Origin of the sequence: Massilia phyllostachyos, assembly GCF_021044825.1 — a bacterium.
Lineage (GTDB): Bacteria > Pseudomonadota > Gammaproteobacteria > Burkholderiales > Burkholderiaceae_D > Telluria > Telluria phyllostachyos.
The window spans coordinates 70,282-91,096 of the sequence record NZ_JAJNOC010000004.1 but is presented as its reverse complement, the minus strand read 5'-3'; the positions used below and the strand labels follow the sequence as shown (position 1 = coordinate 91,096).

The window sequence follows — 20,815 nt, the reverse complement described above, 5'->3', positions numbered from 1 at the left end:
ACCGTGCTGCTGCATCAATCGCTACTTCATCTGCGGGAAGGCGAACTGCGGGCCGCTGCTCGCCGTATCCGGCCAGCGCTCCATCACCGCCTTGTGCCGGGTGTAGAAGCGCACGCCCTCCGGTCCGTAGGCGTGGTGGTCGCCGAACAGGCTGCGCTTCCAGCCGCCGAAGCTGTTGAAGGCCATCGGCACCGGCAGCGGCACGTTCACGCCGACCATGCCGACCTCGATCTGGCGCACGAACTCGCGCGCCACGCCGCCGTCGCGGGTGAAGATGGCGACGCCGTTGCCGTATTCGTTGGCGTTGATGAGTTCCACCGCGCGCCCCACGTCCGGCAGGCGCACCACGCACAGCACCGGGCCGAAGATCTCTTCCCGGTAGATCGCCATGTCGGGCGTGACGTGGTCGAACAGCGTGCCGCCGACAAAAAAGCCGTTCGGACTGCCGTCGACGCGGTAGTCGCGCCCGTCCACCACCAGCGTCGCGCCCTGCTCCACGCCCTGCCCGATCAGGCGCTCGATGCGCTCCTTGGCGGCGCGCGTGACCACCGGGCCCATCTCCATGCCGGCCGCCATGCCGTCGCCGACTTTCAGCCGCGCCGTGCGCTCGGCCAGGCTGGCCACCAACTGGTCGCCAGCCTCGCCGATCGCCACCGCCACCGAGATCGCCATGCAGCGCTCGCCGGCCGACCCGTAGGCGGCGCCGATCAGGGCGTCGACCGCCATGCCCATGTCGGCGTCGGGCATCACGACCATGTGGTTCTTGGCGCCGCCCAGTGCCTGCACGCGCTTGCCGTTGGCCGAACCCTTGGCATAGATGTATTCGGCGATCGGCGTCGAGCCGACGAAGCTGATGGCCTGCACGTCGCGGTGCTCGAGCAGCGCATCGACCGCCACCTTGTCGCCCTGCACCACATTGAAGACGCCGTCAGGCAGCCCGGCTTCCCGCAGCAGGCGCGCGTGCAGCAGCGAGGCCGACGGATCGCGTTCGGACGGTTTGAGGACAAACGTGTTCCCGCACGCGATCGCGACCGGGAACATCCACATCGGCACCATCACCGGGAAGTTGAACGGTGTGATGCCGGCCACCACGCCGAGCGGCTGGCGCATCGACCAGGCGTCGATGCCGCGCGCGATCTGGTCGGTAAACTCGCCCTTGAGCAGTTGCGGGATGCCGACCGCGAACTCGACCACCTCGATGCCGCGCGCGACCTCGCCTTGTGCATCCGCGAAGGTCTTGCCGTGCTCGCGCACCACCATGGCCGCGAACTCGTCGACATGCCGCTGGCACAGCTGCAGGTAGGTGAACAGGATGCGGGCGCGCGCCAGCGGCGGCGTGGCGGCCCAGGCCGGGAAGGCGGCGAGCGCGCTTTGCACCGCCGCGTCGACGTCGTCCGGGTCGGCCAGGGCGACCTGCGCGCACGGTTCGCCGCGGGCCGGGTTGTATACGTCGGCGCGGCGCGTACCTTCCGCAACCACCTGCTGGCCGTTGATGAAATGCGAGATGAGTTCCATTGCTTAATCCAGGTTGTTCAGGACGGTGGCGAGCTTGCCGAACAGTTCGTCGATGTGCCCTTTGTCGAGCACCAGCGGCGGCGACAGCGCGATGATGTCGCCCGTCACGCGGATCAGGATGCCGTCGGCGAAGGCCTGCTTGAAGGCGGCGTAGGCGCGCGCACCCGGCTTGCCGGGAATGGGCTCGAGCTCGATGCCGGCCACCAGCCCGATCGAGCGCAGGTCGATCACGTGCGGCAGGCCGCGCAGCGAGTGCAGCGCATCCTCGAAATAGGCCTGCATCGCCTGCGCGTTCTCGATGACGCCTTCTTCGCGGAACACCTGCAAGGTGGCGAGGCCCGCCGCGCAGGCCAGCGGATGCCCCGAATAGGTATAGCCGTGGAACAGCTCGATCCCCGCCGGCGCATCCATGAAGGCGTCGTGGATGAAGCGCCTGGAAAACACCGCGCCCATCGGCACCACGCCGTTGGTGATGCCTTTCGCGGTCGTCATCATGTCCGGCTCGACGCCGAAGTAGTCGCTGGCGAACGGCGTGGCGAGCCGGCCGAAACCGGTGATCACTTCGTCGAAGATCAGCAGGATGCCGTGCTTGTCGCAGATCTCGCGCAGGCGCTTCAGGTAGCCCTTGGGCGGCACCAGCACGCCGGTGGAACCGGACACCGGCTCGATGATCACGGCCGCGATGGTGGAGGCGTCGTGCAGGGTCACCAGGCGTTCCAGCTCGTCCGCCAGCTCGGCGCCGAAATCCGGCTCCCCGCGCGAGAACGCGTTCTTGAGCAGGTTGTGGGTATGCGGCAGGTGGTCGACACCCGGCAGCAGCGGGCCGAAGCTCTTGCGGTTGTTGCCGATCCCGCCCACCGACAGGCCGCCGAAGCCGACGCCATGGTAGCCGCGCTCGCGCCCGATCAGGCGGGTGCGCCCGCCTTCGCCGCGCGCCTTGTGGTAGGCCAGCGCCATCTTGAGCGCCGTGTCCACCGCCTCCGAGCCGGAGTTGGTGTAGAAGACGTGGCCGAACTTGTGGCCGGTGTAGTCCATCAGCTGCTCGGCCAGGTCGAAGGCGGCCGGGTGGCCCATCTGGAAGGTCGGCGCGAAATCGAGCTGGCCGACCATCTCGCTCACCGCCTGGGTGATGCGCGGCTGGGCGTGGCCGCAGGGAACGCACCACAGGCCTGCCGTGCCGTCGAGGATGCGGTTGCCGTCGACGTCCTTGTAATACATGCCTTCGGCGGAGACCAGCAGGCGCGGACTGGCCTTGAAGTCGCGGTTATTGGTGAAGGGCATCCAGAATGCGGACATCGAGCTGGGCCGGGATTCGTTCATGTGTGTCTCCTTTGCCATGGCGGCCGAAAAATTTTTACCAGTTGGCAAAATATTGATGAATAATAGTCAGCAAGGCAACACCGGCACAGATACACCAGGGTAAAAACAGGCCAACCGTACAGGCAGCACGACCTGCACAGTGACAGCCCTTTGGCGGAGCGGTGATGGAACAAGCTGTTTTGACAGAAGAGTTTCCTTGCGAAATGCCGGTGGCGGCGCCCGCGCCGCTGTGGCCGACATTGCCCATTAACAAGGACAAGCGCGGCAGCCTGGTCGAGCAAATCGTCGGGGCCATCTCGACGATGGTAAACGAGCGCCGGCTCGGTACCGGCACGAAAATGCCTTCGGTTAGACAATTCGCAAAGTGCAATGGCGTCAGCACATTCACGGTCGTCGAAGCCTACGAGCGCCTGCACCAGCTCGGCCTGCTGTCCTCGCGCCGCGGCGCCGGCTTCTTCGTCGCCCGCGCCCTGCCCCCTGCCGCCTGCCCGGCGCCCGCGGCGCCCGGCCTGCAATCCGACATCGACGCCCTGGCGCCCGCGCTGTACTCCGGCCAGCAGGAAGCGCTGCCGGCCGGCGCCGGCTGGCTGCCGCCCGAGTGGTATGGCGAGAATACCATCCTGGATGCGGTGCGCCACGCGATGAAGATCCCGGCCGGCCGCCTGCGCGGCTACGGCCATCCGCTCGGCCTGCCAGCCCTGCGCCAGCACCTGGCCACGAGCCTCGGCGCCGATCTGTTCCCGGTCGACCCCGACCAGGTGCTGCTGACCCACGGCGCCACCCATGCCTTCGACCTGGTCCTGCGCACCCTGGCGCGCCCCGGCGACGTGGTGCTGGTCGAAGACCCCGGCTACGGCAATCTGCACGCCCTGATCCGCCACCATGGCTGCGTCCCGGTCGGCATCCGCCGCCACGATGCGGGCCTCGACATGGAAGAACTGGCGCGCCAGGCCGCCCTGCTGCAGCCGAAGCTCATGTTCGTCAACACGGTGCTGCAGAACCCCCTCGGCACCTCGCTCACGCAAGCGCAGGCGCACCGCCTGCTCGGGCTGGCCGAGCAGTTCGACTTCCGGCTGGTGGAGGACGACATCTACCGTGAGCTGGCCGCGCCCGGCGAAGCGTCACTGGCGGCGATGGACGGCCTGCGCCGCGTGATCCGGGTCGGCAGCTTTTCCAAGACCCTGTCGCCGGTGCTGCGCGTGGGCTCGCTGTGCGCTTCCCCTTCGCTGATCCCGGAACTGCTGCGCGTGAAGATGCTGGCGGGGCTGACGACCTCGGAGATCAACGAGCGCGCGGTGCTGGACGCCATCGGCACGCGCGGCTACCGCCGCATGGTCGCGCGGCTGACCGCACGCCTGGACAGCGCGCGCGAGGACGCCCTCGAGGCCCTGCGCGAGGCGGGACTGCAGCCTCTGGCGCGGCCGCGCGGCGGCATGTTCGTCAGCGCCGGCTGGCGCGAGCCGCCCGCATCCGGACGCACTGCCCGCGGCATCGCCGACGCCGCCCTCAAGGCCGGCATCCTGCTCGCGCCGGGCGACTTCTTCACCCAGCGCCCGCTCGACCTTATCTGGTTCCGCTTCAACGTCGCCTTCGCCGCCGACCCGCGGCTGCTGGACTTCCTGCGCAGGCAGGGCTGAGGATTTCATGGACATCAAAGCCATTCCAAGGAAGCGCGACAAGGTCGAAACCGCGATCCTGCAGTCCGCCACCCGCCTGTTCGCCGAATGCGGCTTCGAGGGCACCACCATCGCCGCCGTGGCGGAACGGGCCGGCATCTCGAAGCAGAACCTGCTCTACTATTTCCCGACCAAGCCGAGCCTCTACCAGCGCGTGCTCGACGACGTGCTGGACGACTGGCTGGCCAGGATGGAACACCTGGCCGACAGCGACGGCGCCCCGGCCGACGTGCTGCGCGCCTACGTCGCCGCCAAGCTGCGCTTCTCGCGCGAGCAGCCCTGGGCCTCGCGCGTGTACGCGATGGAAGTCATCGGCGGCGCCAAGTTCTACGGCGACCAGATCCGCGAACGCGTGGTGCCGCTGCTGCGCCGCGACATCGCCGTGTTCGAGCGCTGGATGGCGGACGGCCGCATCCAGCGCGTGAACGCGACTCACCTGCTGTTCGCGCTGTGGGCCATGACCCAGTCCTACGCCGACTTCGCGGCCCAGATGGCGCTGGTGCTGGGCCGCCCGGAACTGAGCGGTGCGGACTTCGAGGACGCCGGACAGCTCATCGGCGAACTGGTGCTGCGGGCTGTCACTTCCGTCGGATAGCAACGCTCGCCCATGCGGTATTATCATGCACTCATAACAACAGGTTTTACCGGGTCCAGCCCATGTCCAACTACGTCACACCGATCCTGACCACCGACCGGCTGACGCTGCGCCCCCTGACGCGCAGCGATGCCGACGACCTGTACGCCGTGTTCTCCGACCCGGCCGTGATGCGCTACTGGAGCGCCGAACCCTGGACCTCGGTCGCCAGCGCCGAGAAGGCCATTTCGCAGGCGCTCGACGCCTACCGCGACGCCTCCGAAGTGCGCTTCGGCGTCGAGCTGGCGCAATCCGGCATCCTGGTCGGCACCGTCAACCTGCACCACTTCTTCGGCCAGAACCGCCGCTGCGAACTCGGCTACGCCCTCGGCAGCGCCTGGTGGGGCAAGGGCTACGCCACCGAGGCCCTGTCGGCGGCCCTCGACTACGGCTTCCACGAGCTGCGCCTGAACCGGGTCGAAGCCGACATCGACCCGCGTAACGCGGCCTCGGCCGCCGTGCTGGAACGGCTGGGCTTTCGCAAGTAAGGCTATATGCCGGAGCGCTGGTTCGTGCACGGGCAGATGGCCGACACGGTGAATTACGGGCTGCTCAAGCGCTACTGGGATCAACGCCACTAGACCGCTTATCCGCCCTTGCTGCCGCCAGACCCGGGAATCCGACCATTCGTCGGATGGCCGTGGCGCGCGCGGCATCGCTGTCCTACAGTAGCGCCATCCTCTCTACCAAAGGACATACCGCATGAAAACCACCTTCACATCCTTCGTCGCCGACATGGAAGACATCGGCCGCACATGCAACCGCGCCGTGCGCTCGGGCGCCCGCACCCTGGCCGCCCTGCCCTGGCCGTCGCTGCTGGCGGTGTCGATCGTGCTGGCCTGCCTGATGACCATCATTCCGCTGGCCCTGACCCTGTTCGTCGGTTTCCTGCTGCTGAAGTTCGTGGCCGCCGCGCTGTTCGGCCGCCGTCCGCAGCAGATCGTGGAGTAATCATGGCCGCCGCTCCGATCAACCGCGCAGTCGACTTCGTGCGCGAAGCCGTCGACGAAGCCAGCGTCCTGTGGTGGCGCTTCTTCGACTGGCTGGCCCTGGTCGAGTGGCGCCAGCTGTACGTCACCTGGTTCCTGGTCTTCGTGTTCGGCGTCATCGTCGACCTGATCAATCCCGCCATCTGGTTCATCCTGATTTCCTTCGGCGTCAAGGTGCTGGCCGGCGGCAAGCGCCGCGCCGAACTCAAGGCCAAGGAAGCCTCCGACAAGGCCAACGTCGCCACCCTCGAGCGGCGCCTGATGGAAGCGCAGATGGCGACCCTGCAGGCCCAGGTCGAACCGCACTTCCTGTTCAACACCCTGGCCCTGATCGGCCAGCTGATCGAGACCGACCCGAAGGAGGCGGCGCGGGTGCACGCCCACCTGATCGAATACCTGCGCTCCTCGCTGCCGCAGATGCGCGCCGGCGGCGGTGGGACGCTGGGCAAGCAGGTCGAACTGTCGCGCGCCTACCTCGCCATCATGCAGGCGCGCATGAAGGAACGCCTGGCGGTGCGCTTCGAGGTGCCGGACTTCCTCGGCAGCGCGCCCTTCCCGCCGATGATGCTGCAAACCCTGATCGAGAACGCGATCAAGCACGGCCTGGAGCCGAAGGTCACGGGCGGGACGATCGTCGTGCGCGGCCACGTGGTCGGCGCCACCCTGCACGTCGACGTCTGCGACGACGGCGTCGGCATCGACCTGCACGCCGACGAGGGCGTCGGCCTGGCCAACATCCGCGAGCGCCTGGCCCTGCTGTACGGGAAGGATGCCGAGCTGGTGATCGAGATGCCCCCTAGGGGCGGCGCCTGCGCGTCGATCCGCCTGCCCTACCGGATGACGGAGTTCGACTGATGCCGCTGACTGCCTTGATTGCCGACGACGAGGCGCCGATGCGCGAGCAGCTGCGCATGCGCCTGAACGAAGCCTGGCCCGAACTGCGCATCGTGGCCGAAGCGGCCAACGGCGCCGACGCGGTGGCGCTGGCGGCCGAGCACCGGCCCGACATCGTGTTCCTCGACATCCGCATGCCCGGCATGGGCGGCATCGACGCCGCGCGCCAGCTCTACGACCGCTGCCACATCGTGTTCGCCACCGCCTACGACCAGTACGCGCTCGACGCCTTCGAGCAGGGCGCGATCGACTACCTCCTGAAACCGGTGACGCCGGCGCGCCTGCAGACCACCTGCGAACGGCTGCAAAAACGCCTGGCCGACAATGCGGCGCCACCCCAGGACATCGGCGCGCAACTGGCCGAACTGGGGGCGCTGCTCAAGAGTGGTGGCGGTGCGGCGAAGCCGAATTACCTGCGCTGGATCCAGGCGCAGGTCGGCGGCAGCCTGCGCATGGTGAGCACCCGCGAGATCCTGTTCTTCCAGGCCGAGGACAAGTACACCAGCGTGCAGACGGCCAGCACCCAGCTCCTGATCCGCAAGACGCTCAAGGAGCTGGCGGACGAGCTGGACCCGGACGAGTTCTGGCGCATCCACCGCTCGACCTTGGTGCGGGTGGACGCCATCCTGGAGGTCACGCGCGACCTGCGCGGACGGCAGATGGTCAGGCTGCGCAACCATCCGGATCTGCTGGAGGTGAGCCGGAATCACGGCTACCTGTTCCAGCAAATGTGAGCCGGTATCAGCTGAACAAGCCTTCGTCGGAACCGTCGCCGTCGAAGAAACCGCCGGGGCCGTCGATGCCGCCGCTGTCGCCTTCGCCGAGCAGCTTGTCGGACTGGCCGATGTCGTTGATGCCGGCCTGGTCGGCCAGGGAACTTGCTGACTGATCATTATCGGACAGCAAGTGGCTAGCGTTGCCGGCGTCATGATCGTGGAACAGCTTGTCGAGGCCGTGGAAGAGGAAACTGCCTGCAGCCACACCGGCGGCGGTGGCGGCGATCGAACCGAGCATGCCACTGCCGCCGCTGCGGCTCATCGAAGCCGGGGTGGCGTGCTGCCAGGACATGTGCTGGGATTGGTGGGGTTGCGGCTGCGACTGTGCCCGGTGGCGGTTGCCCCATTTGTTTGGGTCGAGGAAGCCGCCGCTGCTGTTGCCCTGCTGGTTGTCGAGCTGGCCTTCCAGCATGGCGATGCGGGACTTGGCGGCATCCAGCGCCTGTTCCATCAAGAAGGCGCGCTGGACCAGCAGATAGGCGGCGTCGGGTTGCTGGGTGACGGCGCGCTGGATCAGGGCGTCGGCTTCGGGATCTTTCTGGATGCCGCGGGCCTGGACCAGCTGGCCGAGGAAGTCATGCAGTTTCTGGGTATCGGATGGGCTCATGGCGGGCGGTGCTCCTCATCGTGGCTGTGATTAACACTGCATGTTGTGCATTTGCGCACGATTTCAAGCATCGTAAAGAGTGCGATCTTCTTTCGATGGAACAATCCAGGGCCTGACCACTCATCTATCCACCGTGGCCTGCGGCACGCGCACGGCAGGCGAGTCACCCGGCTGCGCGGAACCGGCCGGCGTCCAGCCCCAGCGCCGCAAGGCATGCCCCTTGACCGCATAGAACAGGATCAGCGCATAGCACGGCAGCATCACCGCATACGCGGTTTGCGGATGGGCCGCATCCGAGAAGTGACCGTAGAGCATGGGCAGCAGCGCGCCGCCCGCCACGCCCATCACCAGGAGGGCCGAGCCGGCGGCGGTGTACTTGCCCAGCCCTTCCAGCGCCAGCGGCCAGATCGCCGGCCACACCAGCGCGTTGGCGAAACCCAGCAGCGCCAGGTACATCACCGAGTCCGGCACCGCCGGCACGCCCGCCCATCCCAGCAGGACGCGGGACAGGCCGGTATCCATGCCGGAACCAAACAGCACGCCGCAGGTGAACAGGATGCCGAGCAGCGCCGACAGCATCAGGGCGGTCTTTTGCGCCAGCAGGCGCGGAATCGCGACCACGCCGACCAGGTAGCCGAACGCCATGAAGCCCATCGTATACGACGTCAGCACGCCGAACTGCTTCACGTTCAAGTGCTGGCCATAGAGGCCGATGGTGTCGCCCGCGATCACTTCCACGCCGACATAGGCGAACAGCGCCAGGGCGCCCAGCACCAGCTGCGGGAATTGCAGCACGCCGAAGCGGCGCACGGCGACCTCGTCCGCTTCCTGTTCCGGCGCGATCTCCCGCAGCCTGGAAAAGTGCACGATGACCATGACCAGCAGCAGGCCGCCCGCCATCACCAGGTAAGGAAACACCAGCCGGTCCGCCAGCTGTACGCGCAGGGCCGCTTCCTGCGCGGCGCCCATGCTCGCAATCGCCCCGTCGGAGACGTCGCCGGCGCCGGACAGCATCAGCGAGGCGAACACGATCGGCACCACGATCCCGGCGCCCTTGTTGAACAGGCCCATGATGCTGATGCGCATGGCGGCGCTCTCGCGCGAGCCGATGCAGACCAGGTAGGGATTGACGGCGGTCTGCATCAGGGTGGCGCCGGTCGCCAGCGTGAACAGGGCCAGCAGGAACAGCGGGTAGGCCGCGCTGCGGGCGGCGGGAATGAACAGCAAGGCGCCGGCCGCCATCACGCCCAGGCCGATCGTCATGCCGTGCTTGTAGCCGACCCGGTTCAGCACCGCCGCCGACGGCAGCGCCATCACCGTGTAGGCGATGTAGAAGGCGAAGGTGACGAACAGCGCCTGGAAGTTGCTGAGGTCGCAGACGATCTTCAGGTAGGGGATCAGGGAACCGTTGAGCCAGGTGACAAAGCCCAGGATGAAGAACAGCATGCCGACGAACAGCATGGCGACGATGACTTCCCGTGTAGAACCGGCGGCCGGAGCCGCGTCGAATCGTTTCATGAATATCCCAAAAAGGTGATTTACCGCTACCGCATACCAGTCAAATACCGGTTGACGCTGTCATTACGCAAGCTCTATATTTACTGAACCTTATTACAAGAAAGGCCGTGATGGACGAAGACCTGCAGGCCTTCCGGCCCGACCCCGCCGACGTCACGCCCCTCTACATCCAGCTCGCGAACAAGCTGTCGACCGCGATTGGCAAGGGCCGCTGGCGCGCCAGCGACGCCCTGCCCTCCGAACGCAGCCTGTCCGGCATGCTGGGCATCTCGCGCGTCACCGCCCGCAAGGCGATCGACCTGCTGTGCGAGCGCGGCATCCTGACCCGGGTGCGCGGCTCCGGCACCTACATCACGCCCAAGCTCGAGCAGCCGCTGTCGCGCCTGTCCAGCTTTTCCGAGGAACTCAGCCAGCGCGGCGCCAGGGCCGGTTCGATCTGGCTGGCGCGCGAGACCGGTTCCGCCACCCCGCACGAGATGCTGTCCCTCGGCCTGTCGCCGAACATGCCGGTGGTGCGCCTCAAGCGCCTGCGTACCGCCGACGAGATCGTGGTCGCGATCGAGACCTCGACCATCCCCGCCGTCTACATGCCGGACCCGCAGGCGGTCGGCGATTCGCTCTACGACTACCTGGACGGCCGCGGCATCCCGCCGGTGCGCGCGCTCCAGCACATCCGCGCGGTCAACGCCAGCGCCGCGCAGGCGCGCCTGACCGACATGGCGCCGAACGCCGCCATGCTGCACATCACGCGCGTGAGCTACCTCGGTTCCGGCTCCGCCGTCGAGCTGACCCATTCCTGGTTCCGGAGCGACTACTACGGCTACGTCACGGAGTCCCAGCGCCAATCCCAGCGCTGATCCAGCCGTCCCTACTTCAACCCAAAGGCGCGGGCATACTCGCCGGCCGCCACCCCCAGGCCGCTGCACACCGGGCTCGCCGCATCCACCGTCTCCGTACACGGCGTGTCGCGGTCGAGCGACCAGTAATGCAGCCCCGCCAGTCCCATGCGCTCGGCCGCTTCGGCCATCACCCGCACATCCTCGACCGTGGTCTGGTTGTCCGGCCGGTCGTTCTCCCCGATCATGGCCGTGATGGCCAGCTGCGCCAGCGGCACCTTGTAGCGCTCGTGCACATTGCGCACCGCCTGGATCGCCGAACGCCCCATGTCGCACTTGCCCTTGTCTCCCACCACGCAGCTGGCCGGCGTGCCGGCGCCGTAATTCATCACCATCAGGTTGATGACGTAGCCGCGCAGTCCGCTCTTGCGCAGCTGCCGCAGCACCATCTGGCCGGTCGCGTTCAGACTATTGCGGCTGCCGTCCGAGGCGGCGACGGTGGCGATCGTGAAGCTGTAGCGCAGCGCCGGATGCCGGCGCTGGGCATGGCGCACCTGCGCCAGCAGGGTCGCCACCTGTTTCTCGGTCTGCCCGGTCTCGATGTCGAAGTCGAAGCCGGCCAGCATGGTCGACCGGTAGCGCGCCAGGAAGCGGTCCATGCCGGCGCGCGTGCCGCAGGTGAAGATGCCTTCGGCGCCGCCGGTCGAGATCACGTAGGGCACGCCTGCCTTCACGAAGGCCGGGACGTTGGCCCGCACCAGCGCGTCCGCATCCGGCTTGCCCCAGGTCTCGCGGCCGCATTCGCCGGTGGCGAAGGCCAGCGACACGGTCGCATTGGCGTACATCGCCTTGCCATCGGCGACATAGGGCGCCTTGACGCCGCCCGGCGCCGCCGCGAGCACCAGGTCCTGGCCCAGGTGCTGGGGCACGTGCTTGTAGGGACCGCGCATGAGCGGCGCCGCGTGGGCGGCACTCATGCAGGCCAGCAGGATGCAGGCAGCCTTCAATGTCATCGTTCCTCCTCGTCTCATGCGGCGCGCGCGGCATGCGCGCTGCCCGACTCGTACTCGCGCAGCACCTCCATGTGGCCGCGAAAATTCAGCGCGCAGCGGCGCAGGAATTCCCGCATCTCGCGCGCCTGCTGCTGCAGCGCCGGGTCGGGCGGCGCCGGCCGCGATGGCGGAAAGATGCCCATGCCGGCCAGCAGCGCGTACCAGGAGCCGATCGGGTAGTACTTGTCGATGCCCTGGCGCGTGATCTCGGCGCCCAGCTCGCGGCCGCCGAGCCAGGCGTCGAACACCGCGCGCAGCGAGTCGGAGACCGCGCCCGGGTTGCTGGCGCGGTCGCGCCAGTAGGCGGTGTCGGGACGGCTGTTGGTCTTGTAGTGGGCGACGATGTAGTCGCGATGGCCGTCGAAGTAGCCGTTGACTTCGCGGTTGTAGGCGTCGCGCGCGCGTTCGCCGTAGTCGCCTGCGTCCAGGTAGGCGGCGAAGATCGCGGCCGAGGTCTGGGTCAGGAACAGCGCGGTCGCCTCCAGCGGCTCGAGGAAGCCCTGCGCCAGGCCGATCGCGACGCAGTTGCGGCGCCAGGCCTGCTCGACCCGCCCGACCTTCATCGCGATGTGCCGTGCCGGCACGTCGGCGTCGAGCAGGCCGAGGCGCTCGCGCAGCTCGTGCTCGGCGTCGTCGGCGCTGCAGTAGGCGCTGCTGTAGACGTAGCCGTTGCCATGGCGGCTGGTGAGCGGGATCTGCCATGCCCACCCGTTCCTGAGCGCGGTGGACACCGTGTGCGGCGCGACGTCGCCGTCGTGCGGGGTCGGCATGGCCACGGCCGCGTCGTTGGCCAGGTCCCTGGCGTAGCTGATGAAAGGCGTCCCGAGGGCCTGTTCGATCAGCAGGCCGGCGAAGCCCGAGCAATCGATGAACAGGTCGCCCGCGAACGCCTCGCCGTTCGAGGTTTGCACGCTGGCGATGTCGCCGGCGGCGTCGAGCCTGGAGGCGACGATGTGGCATTCGTGATGGCGCACGCCCCGCTCCAGCGCCTTCTTGCGCAGGAAGCGCGCCAGCAGCGTCGCATCGAAATGGAAGCCATAGTTCGCGGTGAAGGGGAAATGCTCGGGGTTGACCGGCGCCAGCTTGTTCTTGACGAGGTAGGCCGACAGGAAGTAATCGTTCGGCCAAGCCGGCGCGTCCGCGCCACGCAGGCGCGCCGCCACGTTGGCGCTCAGGACCGGCTGCGTCAGGTTGTCGACCATGGTCGAGAACTGGTGGAAGTAGCTGGTGAAGCCCGGCCTTGTCGACCAGCCGTCGAAGGTGATGCCGCATTTGTAGGTTGCGTGGCAGGCGGGCATCCATTCCGATTCCTCGATCCTGAGCGTATCGAAGAAGCGTTTCAGCGCATGGGTCGAACCCTCGCCGACGCCGATGGTGCCGATCACGGGCGACTCCAGCAGGGTGATGCTCGCTTCCCGCATGGTGGCCGACTGCGCCAGGGTGTCGGCCAGGATCAGGGCGCTCATCCAGCCCGCGGTGCCACCGCCGACGATCACGATCTGTTTGATTTCCGAAGCGCGTTTCATGGCACTCCTCAAAAAGGGAATTCGTAGGGTGGGCGGTCCCCGCCCACGCGTCCAATGTACAGATGCACTGTGGCAGAGTATTTTTTCGTTGAACGCGTGGGCGGAGTAATTTCGGGCAATGCCCAAAATTACAAACGCCCACCCTGCATTACAGCTTGCCGTTGAGGGTCAGGAACCACTGGCGCCCGTTGCGATAGATCGAGCCCGGCAGATCCTGCGCGCCCGGGTTCTTCACGATCGAACGGTGGGTCGGATTGTTCAGGTCCTTGCCGTCCAGCGAGAGGCTCAGCTTGTCGTTGATCCGGTACGAGAAGGTCGCCGACAAGGTGCCGACGTCGTCCTGGTACTGGGCCGTATTGCGGCTGAAGCCATTCAGGAAGCCCGAGCGCCAGCTGTAGTTCACGCGCGCGCTGAACTGGTCGTTTTCAAAATAGGCGCCGACGTTGGCGGCGTTCCTGGAAGCCCCGATCATCGTGCAATCCGCATACTGCACCGCGCCGCAGGCCGATCCCGGCTTGCGTCCGGTCTCTTCGGCATCCGTATACGTGTAGTTGGCGTTGAAGCCGAAGCCCATCGGCAGCGTCTGGATCCAGTTCAGCTCCACGCCCTTGACCTTGGCGGTCGAGTTGATCGGGGAGCTGGTCTGGTACTCGGTATTCCCCTGCGCCTGCTGGTTGTAGTAGATGCCCGAGCTGGCGCCATACGACACGTAGCCGTCGATGTCGGCGTAGAACACGTTCGCCGCCAGCAGCGAGCGCGGGGCGAAGTACCAGTCGACGCCGACGTCGAAGTTGTCCGAGGTGATCGGCGCCAGGTTCGGGTTGCCGGTGGTGCCGGTGCGCTGCTGGTCGCGCAGGTCGATGCCGGCCATGGCGCCCAGTTCCGGGCGCGCCAGGGTGCGCGACAGGCCCGAGCGCAGCACCATGTCGGGCGCCAGCTCGTAGCGCACGTTCACGCTCGGCAGCCAGTCCTTGTAGGTGTTCTCGTAGCGGCGCGGCTCGAAGGTGCCGGACGGCCCCATCTCGTACTTCAGCACGTCCTCCTTGGTGCGGGCGTAGCGCACGCCGAAGTTGCCGGACAGGCCGTGGTCGTTGCCGAAGTCGGCCTGCACATAGGCCGAGGCGGTCGGCTCCTCGATGTCGAATTCGGCCTGGCTGCGGCGCACCAGGAAGGCGGTGTACTTGCCGACCCAGTCGTTCACGCTCTGCTGCGAGAAGGTCCAGTAGTTCGAGCCGATCCCGGCCACGTCCTTCAGGTGGTCCGGGAAGGTCGTCAAGCCGTACAGCGGCAGGTTGCGCGGGTCGTCCAGTCCCGGCAGCGGGCCGTTGTCGATCACCGACAGGCTGCGCTCGTGCTTGGCGCCGCGCGCGCCGACCTTCACGGCGCGGAAGAACGGGTGCTCGAGGCTGCGCTCGAGGTCGAGCTGGGCGTAGGTCTCCTCGTCCTTCGAGGTCACGTGCGAGCCGAAGGTGGCCGGCACGCCGCCGTAGCCGCCGCCGATGGCGTGGGTGGCGCTGCCGGCGGTGACGTAGGTGATCGGCTTGTCGGTGCCGTTCAGGGTGTAGCTGATCGGGCCGAAGGGGATCGGGTTGCTCAGCGCCCCGCTTTCGGTATTGCCCTTGCCCTTGGTGGTGCCGACCTTGCCGCTGACCGTCCACAGCTCGTTGATGCGGTACTTGCCGTCCAGGTTCACGAACTGCGACTGGCTCTCGGCCACGGGACGCGAGAAGATCTCCTGGATCGAGCCGGACATGTCGCGGCACACGGTGCAGTTGGCCGGCACGGTGGCCGACACCGAAGTGATCACGCCGTTGCTGACCGAGCCCGTGATGTTCGACGCCGGGAACGAGGGCGCGGCCCAGGCATTGCCCAGGAAGCGGCCCATGGTCTGCATGAAGTTGTGGTTGACGTTGGGCGCATCCATCTTCGAATGGAACACCGTCAGGTCGAGGTTCAGGTCCTTGTTGGGACGGATCTGCAGGTCGACCAGGCCGCCGGTGCGGGTGCGCTCCTGCTCGAACCAGGCGGTGCCGCCCAGGTAGTTGACGATCGCGCCGACCGAGCCGGGGATCGCGTTGGCGATCGGCGAACCCGCTTCGACCTTGTCCCACCAGATCGAGTTTTCCTGGGCCACGCGGCTCAGGTGGCGCTTCTGGCGAAAGCCCTGGAACAGCACGCCGACGGTGGCGGCGTCGTTGCGCCAGGCGACCATGCCGCTCAGCTGCGGGTCGGTCTTCTTGGCGTACTCCGAGTGCATGGCGCCGATGCTGGCCTGGCCGGTGATGGTCTGGCGGCGCAGCAGGTCGAGGGGCTTGCGGGTCTCGATGTCGATCAGGCCCATGGCGCCGCCGTCGATCAGGCTCGCCTGCGAGCCCTTGTACACGGTGACGCGGCCGATCAGTTCGGACGGGAACAGGGTGAAGCTGACGCTGCGCCCGCCGGCGATGATGTTGTCGGCGAACCAGTCGCCGCTCGAGACCGAGTGGCCGTTCAGGGTGGTCAGGGTCAGCGACGAGGGCGTGCCGCGCAGGGCCACGCGGTCGTTCTCGCCGAAGCTGCCCTCCGAACCGCCGGCCGCGGCCACGCTCACGCCCGACAGGCGCTGCAGCGAGTCGGCCACGTTCTTGTCGGCGAGTTTACCCACGTCTTCGGCGGTGATCACTTCCACGTAGGAGTCGGCGTTGCGGCGCTGGTTGATCGACTCCTGCACCGAGGCGCGGATGCCCTGCACCACCACGGTGGTCGGCGCGTCGGTCGTCTCCTGCTGGGCATTGGCGTTCAGGCTCAGCACCATCAGGGCCGCGGCGGCGGCGAGTGGAGTGAGGTTGATTTTTTGTGTTTCACGCTGCATGTGAATCCCCTAAATGGATAAGCCGCCAACTGCACAGCCTGTTTGTGGAACCAGCTCTTTTACCACCCCTACCAAAACCAATCGATAACCAATATATAACTCTTTGCATACCAAATCACTACCAATTTTTATGGGCATATGCGTTTTTGGCATGGACTGGCTGGACCAGAAATCCAGGAGCGGGCAAGTGGTATCAGGGGAAAAGCAGGGATGCCGACGGGCGGCCATTGGGGGAGCGGAGAAGACCAGCTGAAAAGTGGTATTAGCCGCAATCGCGGCGCGAACGGCCGCGGGGATGTCGCAAAATGGAAACATTTCCACACCAGACGGGCGTCTGGTGTGGAGTGTGCGGCTAGCGCAGGTCGTGGCCGCCGAAGCCGTTCGGCAGCTGCTCGGCGGCGGTGGTTTCGAACACATCGCCTTTCAGGTTGGTCAGGACGACGGGCAGCGCGTTGCCGCCCAGTTCCAGGATGACCTGGCGGCAGGCGCCGCAGGGGGCGATCGGGCCCTCGGTCTGGCCGATCACCGCCAGCGCCGCGAAATCGCCCGGCTTGCAGCCGTCGGCGATGGCGCTGAAGAAGGCGGTGCGCTCGGCGCAGTTGCACAGGCCGTAGGCGGCGTTTTCCACGTTACAACCGCGGAAGATGCGGCCGTCCTTGGTTTCCAGGGCGGCGCCGACCTGGAACTTCGAGTATGGCGCGTAGGCCTGTTCACGTGCGGCGCGTGCTTCGTCGATGAGTTTTGCGTACTTCATTGCCTGCCCTTTCAAGGACGGATGGTGCGGTAGATCATCGGCTCGGCCGCGGCTTTCTCAAGGCCGATCTGGTAGGCGGCCTGCACCTGGCGCACGGCCTGTTCGGCGGCTTCCGTGCTGCGCGCATGCACCATGGCCAGCGGCTGGCCGACGGCGATGCTGTCGCCCAGTTCGACCAGCTTGGTCAGGCCGACGGCGAAGTCAATCGAGTCCTGCGGACGCACGCGGCCGCCGCCCAGCGCGACGACTGCCAGGCCCAGGCCGCGGGTGTCGACCGAGGTCGCAAAGCCTGCCTGCAGGGCGGGCGCGGGCACGATGACCGGCGCGGTTTCGAGGTGCGCGTCGGGCTTGTCCATCAGGTCGGCCGGGCCGCCGAGGGCCGTGACCATGCGCGCGAAGCGTTCCGCGGCTTCACCCGAATCGAGGGCGGCCTGCAGCTTGGCGCGTGCTGCGCTATCGTCGGCGGCCAAGCCCGAGATGACCAGCATCTCGGCGCACAGCGCCATCGTGACCTCGTGCAGGCGCGCGGGGCGCGACTTGCCGGTCAGGTAGTCGATCGCGACGCGCACTTCGACCGCGTTGCCGGCCGCGTGGCACAGCGACTCGTTCATGCCGGTCAGGATCGCCGAGGTGCGGGTGCCCGCGCCATTGCCGACGTGGACGATGCTCTCGGCCAGCTCCACCGATCTGTCATAGGTCGGCATGAAGGCGCCGCTGCCGACCTTCACGTCCATGACGAGGGCATCGAGGCCCGCCGCCAGCTTCTTCGACAGGATCGAGCCGGTGATCATGGCCACCGATTCCACGGTCGCCGTGGTGTCGCGGATGCTGTAGAAGCGCTTGTCGGCCGGCGCCAGCTGCGCGGTCTGGCCGATGATGGCGACGCCGACGTCTTTCACGACCGCGCGGAACTTGTCCGGGTCCGGGACGGTGCTGTAGCCGGGGATCGAATCGAATTTGTCCAGCGTGCCGCCGGTGTGGCCCAGGCCGCGGCCCGAGATCATCGGCACGAAGCCGCCGCAAGCGGCGATCATCGGTCCGAGCATGAGGGAGACCACGTCGCCGACGCCGCCGGTCGAGTGCTTGTCGACCACGGGGCCCGGCAGGTCCAGGGATTTCCACTCCATGACCAGGCCGGAATCGCGCATCGCCAGCGTGAAGGCGACGCGCTCATCCATGGTCATGTCGTTGAAGTAGACGGCCATCGCCAGCGCGGCGATCTGGCCTTCGGTGGTGCTGCCGTCGGGGATGCCGCGCACAAAAAACTGGATTTCTTCGGCACTCAGGATGCCGCCGTCACGCTTCTTGCGGACGATTTCTTGGGGTAGGAACATGCTCGATTCCTCTTCAGGTATATCTGATCGTTAGCTTAAAAACCGTCATGGGCACCACTGGTGCCCATGACTTCCCGCCTTCGCGGGAATGACCTTGTTTTGGGGTGCGGGTACGGCGTACCTCGCGATTTCTTACACGCCTTACTTACACGCCGTACGGAATCCAGACGTTCTTCACCTGGCTCGCGTGCTGCAGCACCGTGCGGCCGCAGGCCTGCTTCGCATCGAACCAGTCACGGCCTTTCGCGCCGCCGACCCAGGTGCGCTTCAACGAATCCGCAGACAGGCGTTCCACTTCCGCACAACCCTCCGCCGAGCCGTCATGACGCCACACCGCATCCACGTCGCCGTGCGAGGCCAGCGTGCGCGCCAGCTCGTCCGCGGAACCGGTCACGATATTCAGCGCCCCACCCGGCAGGTCCGAGGTATCCAGCACCTGGTACAGGTCGGTGCTTGAAAGCGGCGCCGATTCCGACGGCACCGCCACCACGCGGTTACCCAGCGCCAGCGCCGGCGCCACCAGCGAGATGAAGCCCAGCAGCGGGTTCTCGTTCGGGCAGACGATGCCGATCACGCCGACCGGTTCGTTCAGCGCGACGGTGATGCCGTGCATCGGCGGCTGGTGGGCGGCGCCGTCGTACTTGTCGCACCAGGCGGCCCAGTAGAACAGGCGCTCGATCGAGGCCTGCACTTCGCGGGCGGCGTCCTTGGAACCGGTCTGCGCGGCGATGCGCTGGGCGAATTCGTCGGCGCGGATGGCGAGATTCTCGGCGATGTAGTACAGCACCTGGGCGCGGTTGTGCGCGGTGGCCTTGGACCAGCCGGACGCCTTGTGCGCCGCTTCCACGGCGTTGCGGATGTCCTTGCGGTTGCCTTCGCCGACGTCGGCCAGGAAGGCGCCATTCGCACCGTTGATCGCGCGGCTGTAGGCGCCGTCAGGGCGGGCCTGCTTGCCGCCGATGTAGAGCTTGGCGGTGCGGTCGATGGCGAAGGGGCTGCCCTCCTCAAGTGCCTTCACGCGGCCTTTTTCGGCAACGATCGGCGCAGCCGGGCGTGCATCTTCCGACAGCGGCGTCAGGTACTCGTACATCCCTTCCTTGCCGCCTTCACGGCCGAAGCCCGATTCCTTGTAGCCGCCGAAGCCGCAGGCCGCGTCGAACTGGTTGGCGGTGTTGATCCACACCACACCGGCCTTGATCTGCGGCGCCACGTCCAGCGCCAGCGAGATCGATTCCGACCACACGCAGGCGGCCAGGCCGTAGACGGTGTTGTTCGCCAGTTGCACGGCTTCCGACGGGGTGCGGAAGCTCATCGCCACCAGCACCGGCCCGAAGATTTCGGCCTGGGCCACGGCGGCCGAGGTCGAGGCGCCGGTGATCAGGGTCGGCAGGTACCAGGCGCCGGCGGTCGGCGCTTCGCAGGCCGGCTGCCAGATTTCGCAGCCTTCCGCACGCGCCGATTCCACCAGGCCGTGGATGCGCTGCTGCTGGATCGGATCGACCAGCGCGCCGATGTCGTTCGACTTGTCGAGCGGCGAGCCGACACGCAGGTTCTGCATGCGCGCCTTGACCTTGGCGATGAAGCGCTCGTACACGGATTCCTGCACCAGCAGGCGCGAGCCGGCGCAGCAGACCTGGCCCTGGTTGAACCAGATCGAATCGACCAGGCCTTCGACGGCCGCGTCCAGATCCGCGTCGTCGAACACGATGAACGGCGACTTGCCGCCCAGTTCCAGCGACAGCTTTTTACCCGTGCCGGCGGTCGCTTTACGGATGATGCGGCCCACTTCGGTCGAACCGGTAAAGGCCAGCTTGTCGATGCCCGGATGGTTGACGATCGCCTCGCCCACGGCGCCGTCGCCGGTGACGATGTTGACCACGCCAGCCGGCACGCCGGCCTGCTGGCACATTTCGGCAAACAGCAGTGCGGTCAGCGGCGTGAACTCGGCCGGCTTGAACACGACCGTGTTACCCGCGGCCAGCGCCGGCGCGACCTTCCACGCCAGCATCAGGAGCGGGAAGTTCCACGGCACGATCTGGCCGACCACGCCGACGGCGCGGTAGTCGGCGAATTCCTCCGCCTGCAGCGCGGCCCAGCCGGCGTGGTGGTAGAAGTGCCTGCTTGCTAACGGCAGGTCGGCGTCGCGGGTTTCGCGGATGGTCTTGCCGTTGTCCAGGGTCTCGAGGACCGCGAACAGGCGTGCGTGCTTCTGTAGCAGGCGCGCCAGCGAGTACATGATCTTCGCGCGGCCATGGCCGCCCAGCGCCACCCAGCCTGGTTGCGCGCGACGCGCGGCCTGCACGGCGCGCTCGACGTCCTCATTGGTCGCCTGGGTCACCTGCGCCAGTTCGCTGCCGTCGGCCGGATTGCTGGTCGCGAAGGTGGTCGCGGCTTGGCTCCAGGCGCCGTCGATGAACAGGCCGAAACGGCGTCCATGCTGGTCCAGCCACGCATTCGCTTCCTTGGTGCTTTCTGGTGCGGGGCCGTAATCCATAGTCTGAAGAATCTCTTTGATAGTGGGCATGACGTGTTC

The 20,815-nt window shown here is 67.1% G+C and carries 17 protein-coding genes; 7 read left to right on the top strand and 10 right to left on the bottom strand.

What is annotated here, in order from left to right; translation table 11 throughout:
* Nucleotides 1–21: 21 nt before the first annotated feature.
* Complete coding sequence (locus tag LQ564_RS13675; protein ID WP_231058657.1) at nt 22–1,515, bottom strand: CoA-acylating methylmalonate-semialdehyde dehydrogenase; 1,494 nt, start codon at nt 1,513–1,515, stop codon at nt 22–24.
* A gap of 3 nt (nt 1,516–1,518) precedes the next feature.
* Nucleotides 1,519–2,835: an omega-aminotransferase AptA gene (gene aptA, locus LQ564_RS13670; protein ID WP_231058656.1), complete on the bottom strand. Its 1,317-nt coding sequence runs from the start codon at nt 2,833–2,835 to the stop codon at nt 1,519–1,521.
* Between the two features lie 164 nt (nt 2,836–2,999).
* On the opposite strand from aptA, the gene LQ564_RS13665 reads away from it, so the two are divergent.
* The 6 genes from LQ564_RS13665 (at nt 3,000) to LQ564_RS13640 (ending at nt 7,762) form a co-directional block, all read left to right on the top strand.
* The gene (locus LQ564_RS13665) at nt 3,000–4,472 is read left to right on the top strand and encodes an aminotransferase-like domain-containing protein (protein WP_307726597.1); all 1,473 of its coding nucleotides are present in this window, start codon (nt 3,000–3,002) and stop codon (nt 4,470–4,472) included.
* A 7-nt stretch (nt 4,473–4,479) separates the two neighbouring features.
* Nucleotides 4,480–5,106 (top strand): TetR/AcrR family transcriptional regulator, encoded by a 627-nt coding sequence (locus tag LQ564_RS13660; protein ID WP_231058655.1) that lies wholly within the window; start codon nt 4,480–4,482, stop codon nt 5,104–5,106.
* Nucleotides 5,107–5,168: 62 nt separating this feature from the next.
* Complete coding sequence (locus LQ564_RS13655; RefSeq protein ID WP_231058654.1) at nt 5,169–5,633, top strand: GNAT family N-acetyltransferase; 465 nt, start codon at nt 5,169–5,171, stop codon at nt 5,631–5,633.
* Nucleotides 5,634–5,847: 214 nt separating this feature from the next.
* Nucleotides 5,848–6,096, top strand: a complete 249-nt coding sequence (locus tag LQ564_RS13650; RefSeq protein ID WP_231058653.1) for a hypothetical protein — start codon at nt 5,848–5,850, stop codon at nt 6,094–6,096.
* 2 nt (nt 6,097–6,098) lie between these two features.
* A complete protein-coding gene (locus tag LQ564_RS13645; protein ID WP_231058652.1) occupies nt 6,099–6,989 on the top strand; it encodes a sensor histidine kinase in 891 nt (296 codons plus the stop codon).
* The gene (locus tag LQ564_RS13640; protein ID WP_231058651.1) at nt 6,989–7,762 is read left to right on the top strand and encodes a LytR/AlgR family response regulator transcription factor; all 774 of its coding nucleotides are present in this window, start codon (nt 6,989–6,991) and stop codon (nt 7,760–7,762) included. Before LQ564_RS13645 ends, LQ564_RS13640 begins: the two co-directional genes overlap by 1 nt.
* 7 nt (nt 7,763–7,769) lie before the next feature.
* Here LQ564_RS13640 and LQ564_RS13635 read toward each other — a convergent pair whose 3' ends face one another.
* Nucleotides 7,770–8,411 carry a DUF2076 family protein gene (locus tag LQ564_RS13635; RefSeq protein WP_231058650.1) on the bottom strand — a complete coding sequence of 214 codons (642 nt, stop codon included), beginning with the start codon at nt 8,409–8,411 and terminating at the stop codon, nt 7,770–7,772.
* Nucleotides 8,412–8,531: 120 nt separating this feature from the next.
* Nucleotides 8,532–9,929 (bottom strand): sugar MFS transporter, encoded by a 1,398-nt coding sequence (locus LQ564_RS13630; RefSeq protein WP_231058649.1) that lies wholly within the window; start codon nt 9,927–9,929, stop codon nt 8,532–8,534.
* A gap of 110 nt (nt 9,930–10,039) precedes the next feature.
* Here LQ564_RS13630 and LQ564_RS13625 point away from each other — a divergent pair, with 110 nt between their 5' ends.
* Nucleotides 10,040–10,786: a GntR family transcriptional regulator gene (locus LQ564_RS13625; RefSeq protein ID WP_231058982.1), complete on the top strand. Its 747-nt coding sequence runs from the start codon at nt 10,040–10,042 to the stop codon at nt 10,784–10,786.
* Between the two features lie 11 nt (nt 10,787–10,797).
* On the opposite strand, the gene LQ564_RS13620 is transcribed toward LQ564_RS13625, so the two are convergent.
* The 6 genes from LQ564_RS13620 to LQ564_RS13595 form a co-directional block, all read right to left on the bottom strand.
* Nucleotides 10,798–11,778, bottom strand: coding sequence for a glycoside hydrolase family 18 protein (locus LQ564_RS13620; RefSeq protein WP_231058648.1), 981 nt, complete (start codon nt 11,776–11,778; stop codon nt 10,798–10,800).
* Between the two features lie 14 nt (nt 11,779–11,792).
* Nucleotides 11,793–13,343: a tryptophan halogenase family protein gene (locus tag LQ564_RS13615; protein ID WP_231058647.1), complete on the bottom strand. Its 1,551-nt coding sequence runs from the start codon at nt 13,341–13,343 to the stop codon at nt 11,793–11,795.
* 148 nt (nt 13,344–13,491) lie between these two features.
* Nucleotides 13,492–16,194, bottom strand: a complete 2,703-nt coding sequence (locus tag LQ564_RS13610) for a TonB-dependent receptor (protein WP_231058646.1) — start codon at nt 16,192–16,194, stop codon at nt 13,492–13,494.
* Between the two features lie 352 nt (nt 16,195–16,546).
* The gene (locus tag LQ564_RS13605) at nt 16,547–16,948 is read right to left on the bottom strand and encodes a cytidine deaminase (protein WP_231058645.1); all 402 of its coding nucleotides are present in this window, start codon (nt 16,946–16,948) and stop codon (nt 16,547–16,549) included.
* 11 nt (nt 16,949–16,959) lie between these two features.
* A complete protein-coding gene (gene deoA, locus LQ564_RS13600; protein WP_231058644.1) occupies nt 16,960–18,282 on the bottom strand; it encodes a thymidine phosphorylase in 1,323 nt (440 codons plus the stop codon).
* A gap of 145 nt (nt 18,283–18,427) precedes the next feature.
* Nucleotides 18,428–20,806, bottom strand: coding sequence for an aldehyde dehydrogenase family protein (locus LQ564_RS13595; protein WP_371873491.1), 2,379 nt, complete (start codon nt 20,804–20,806; stop codon nt 18,428–18,430).
* Nucleotides 20,807–20,815: the final 9 nt, after the last annotated feature.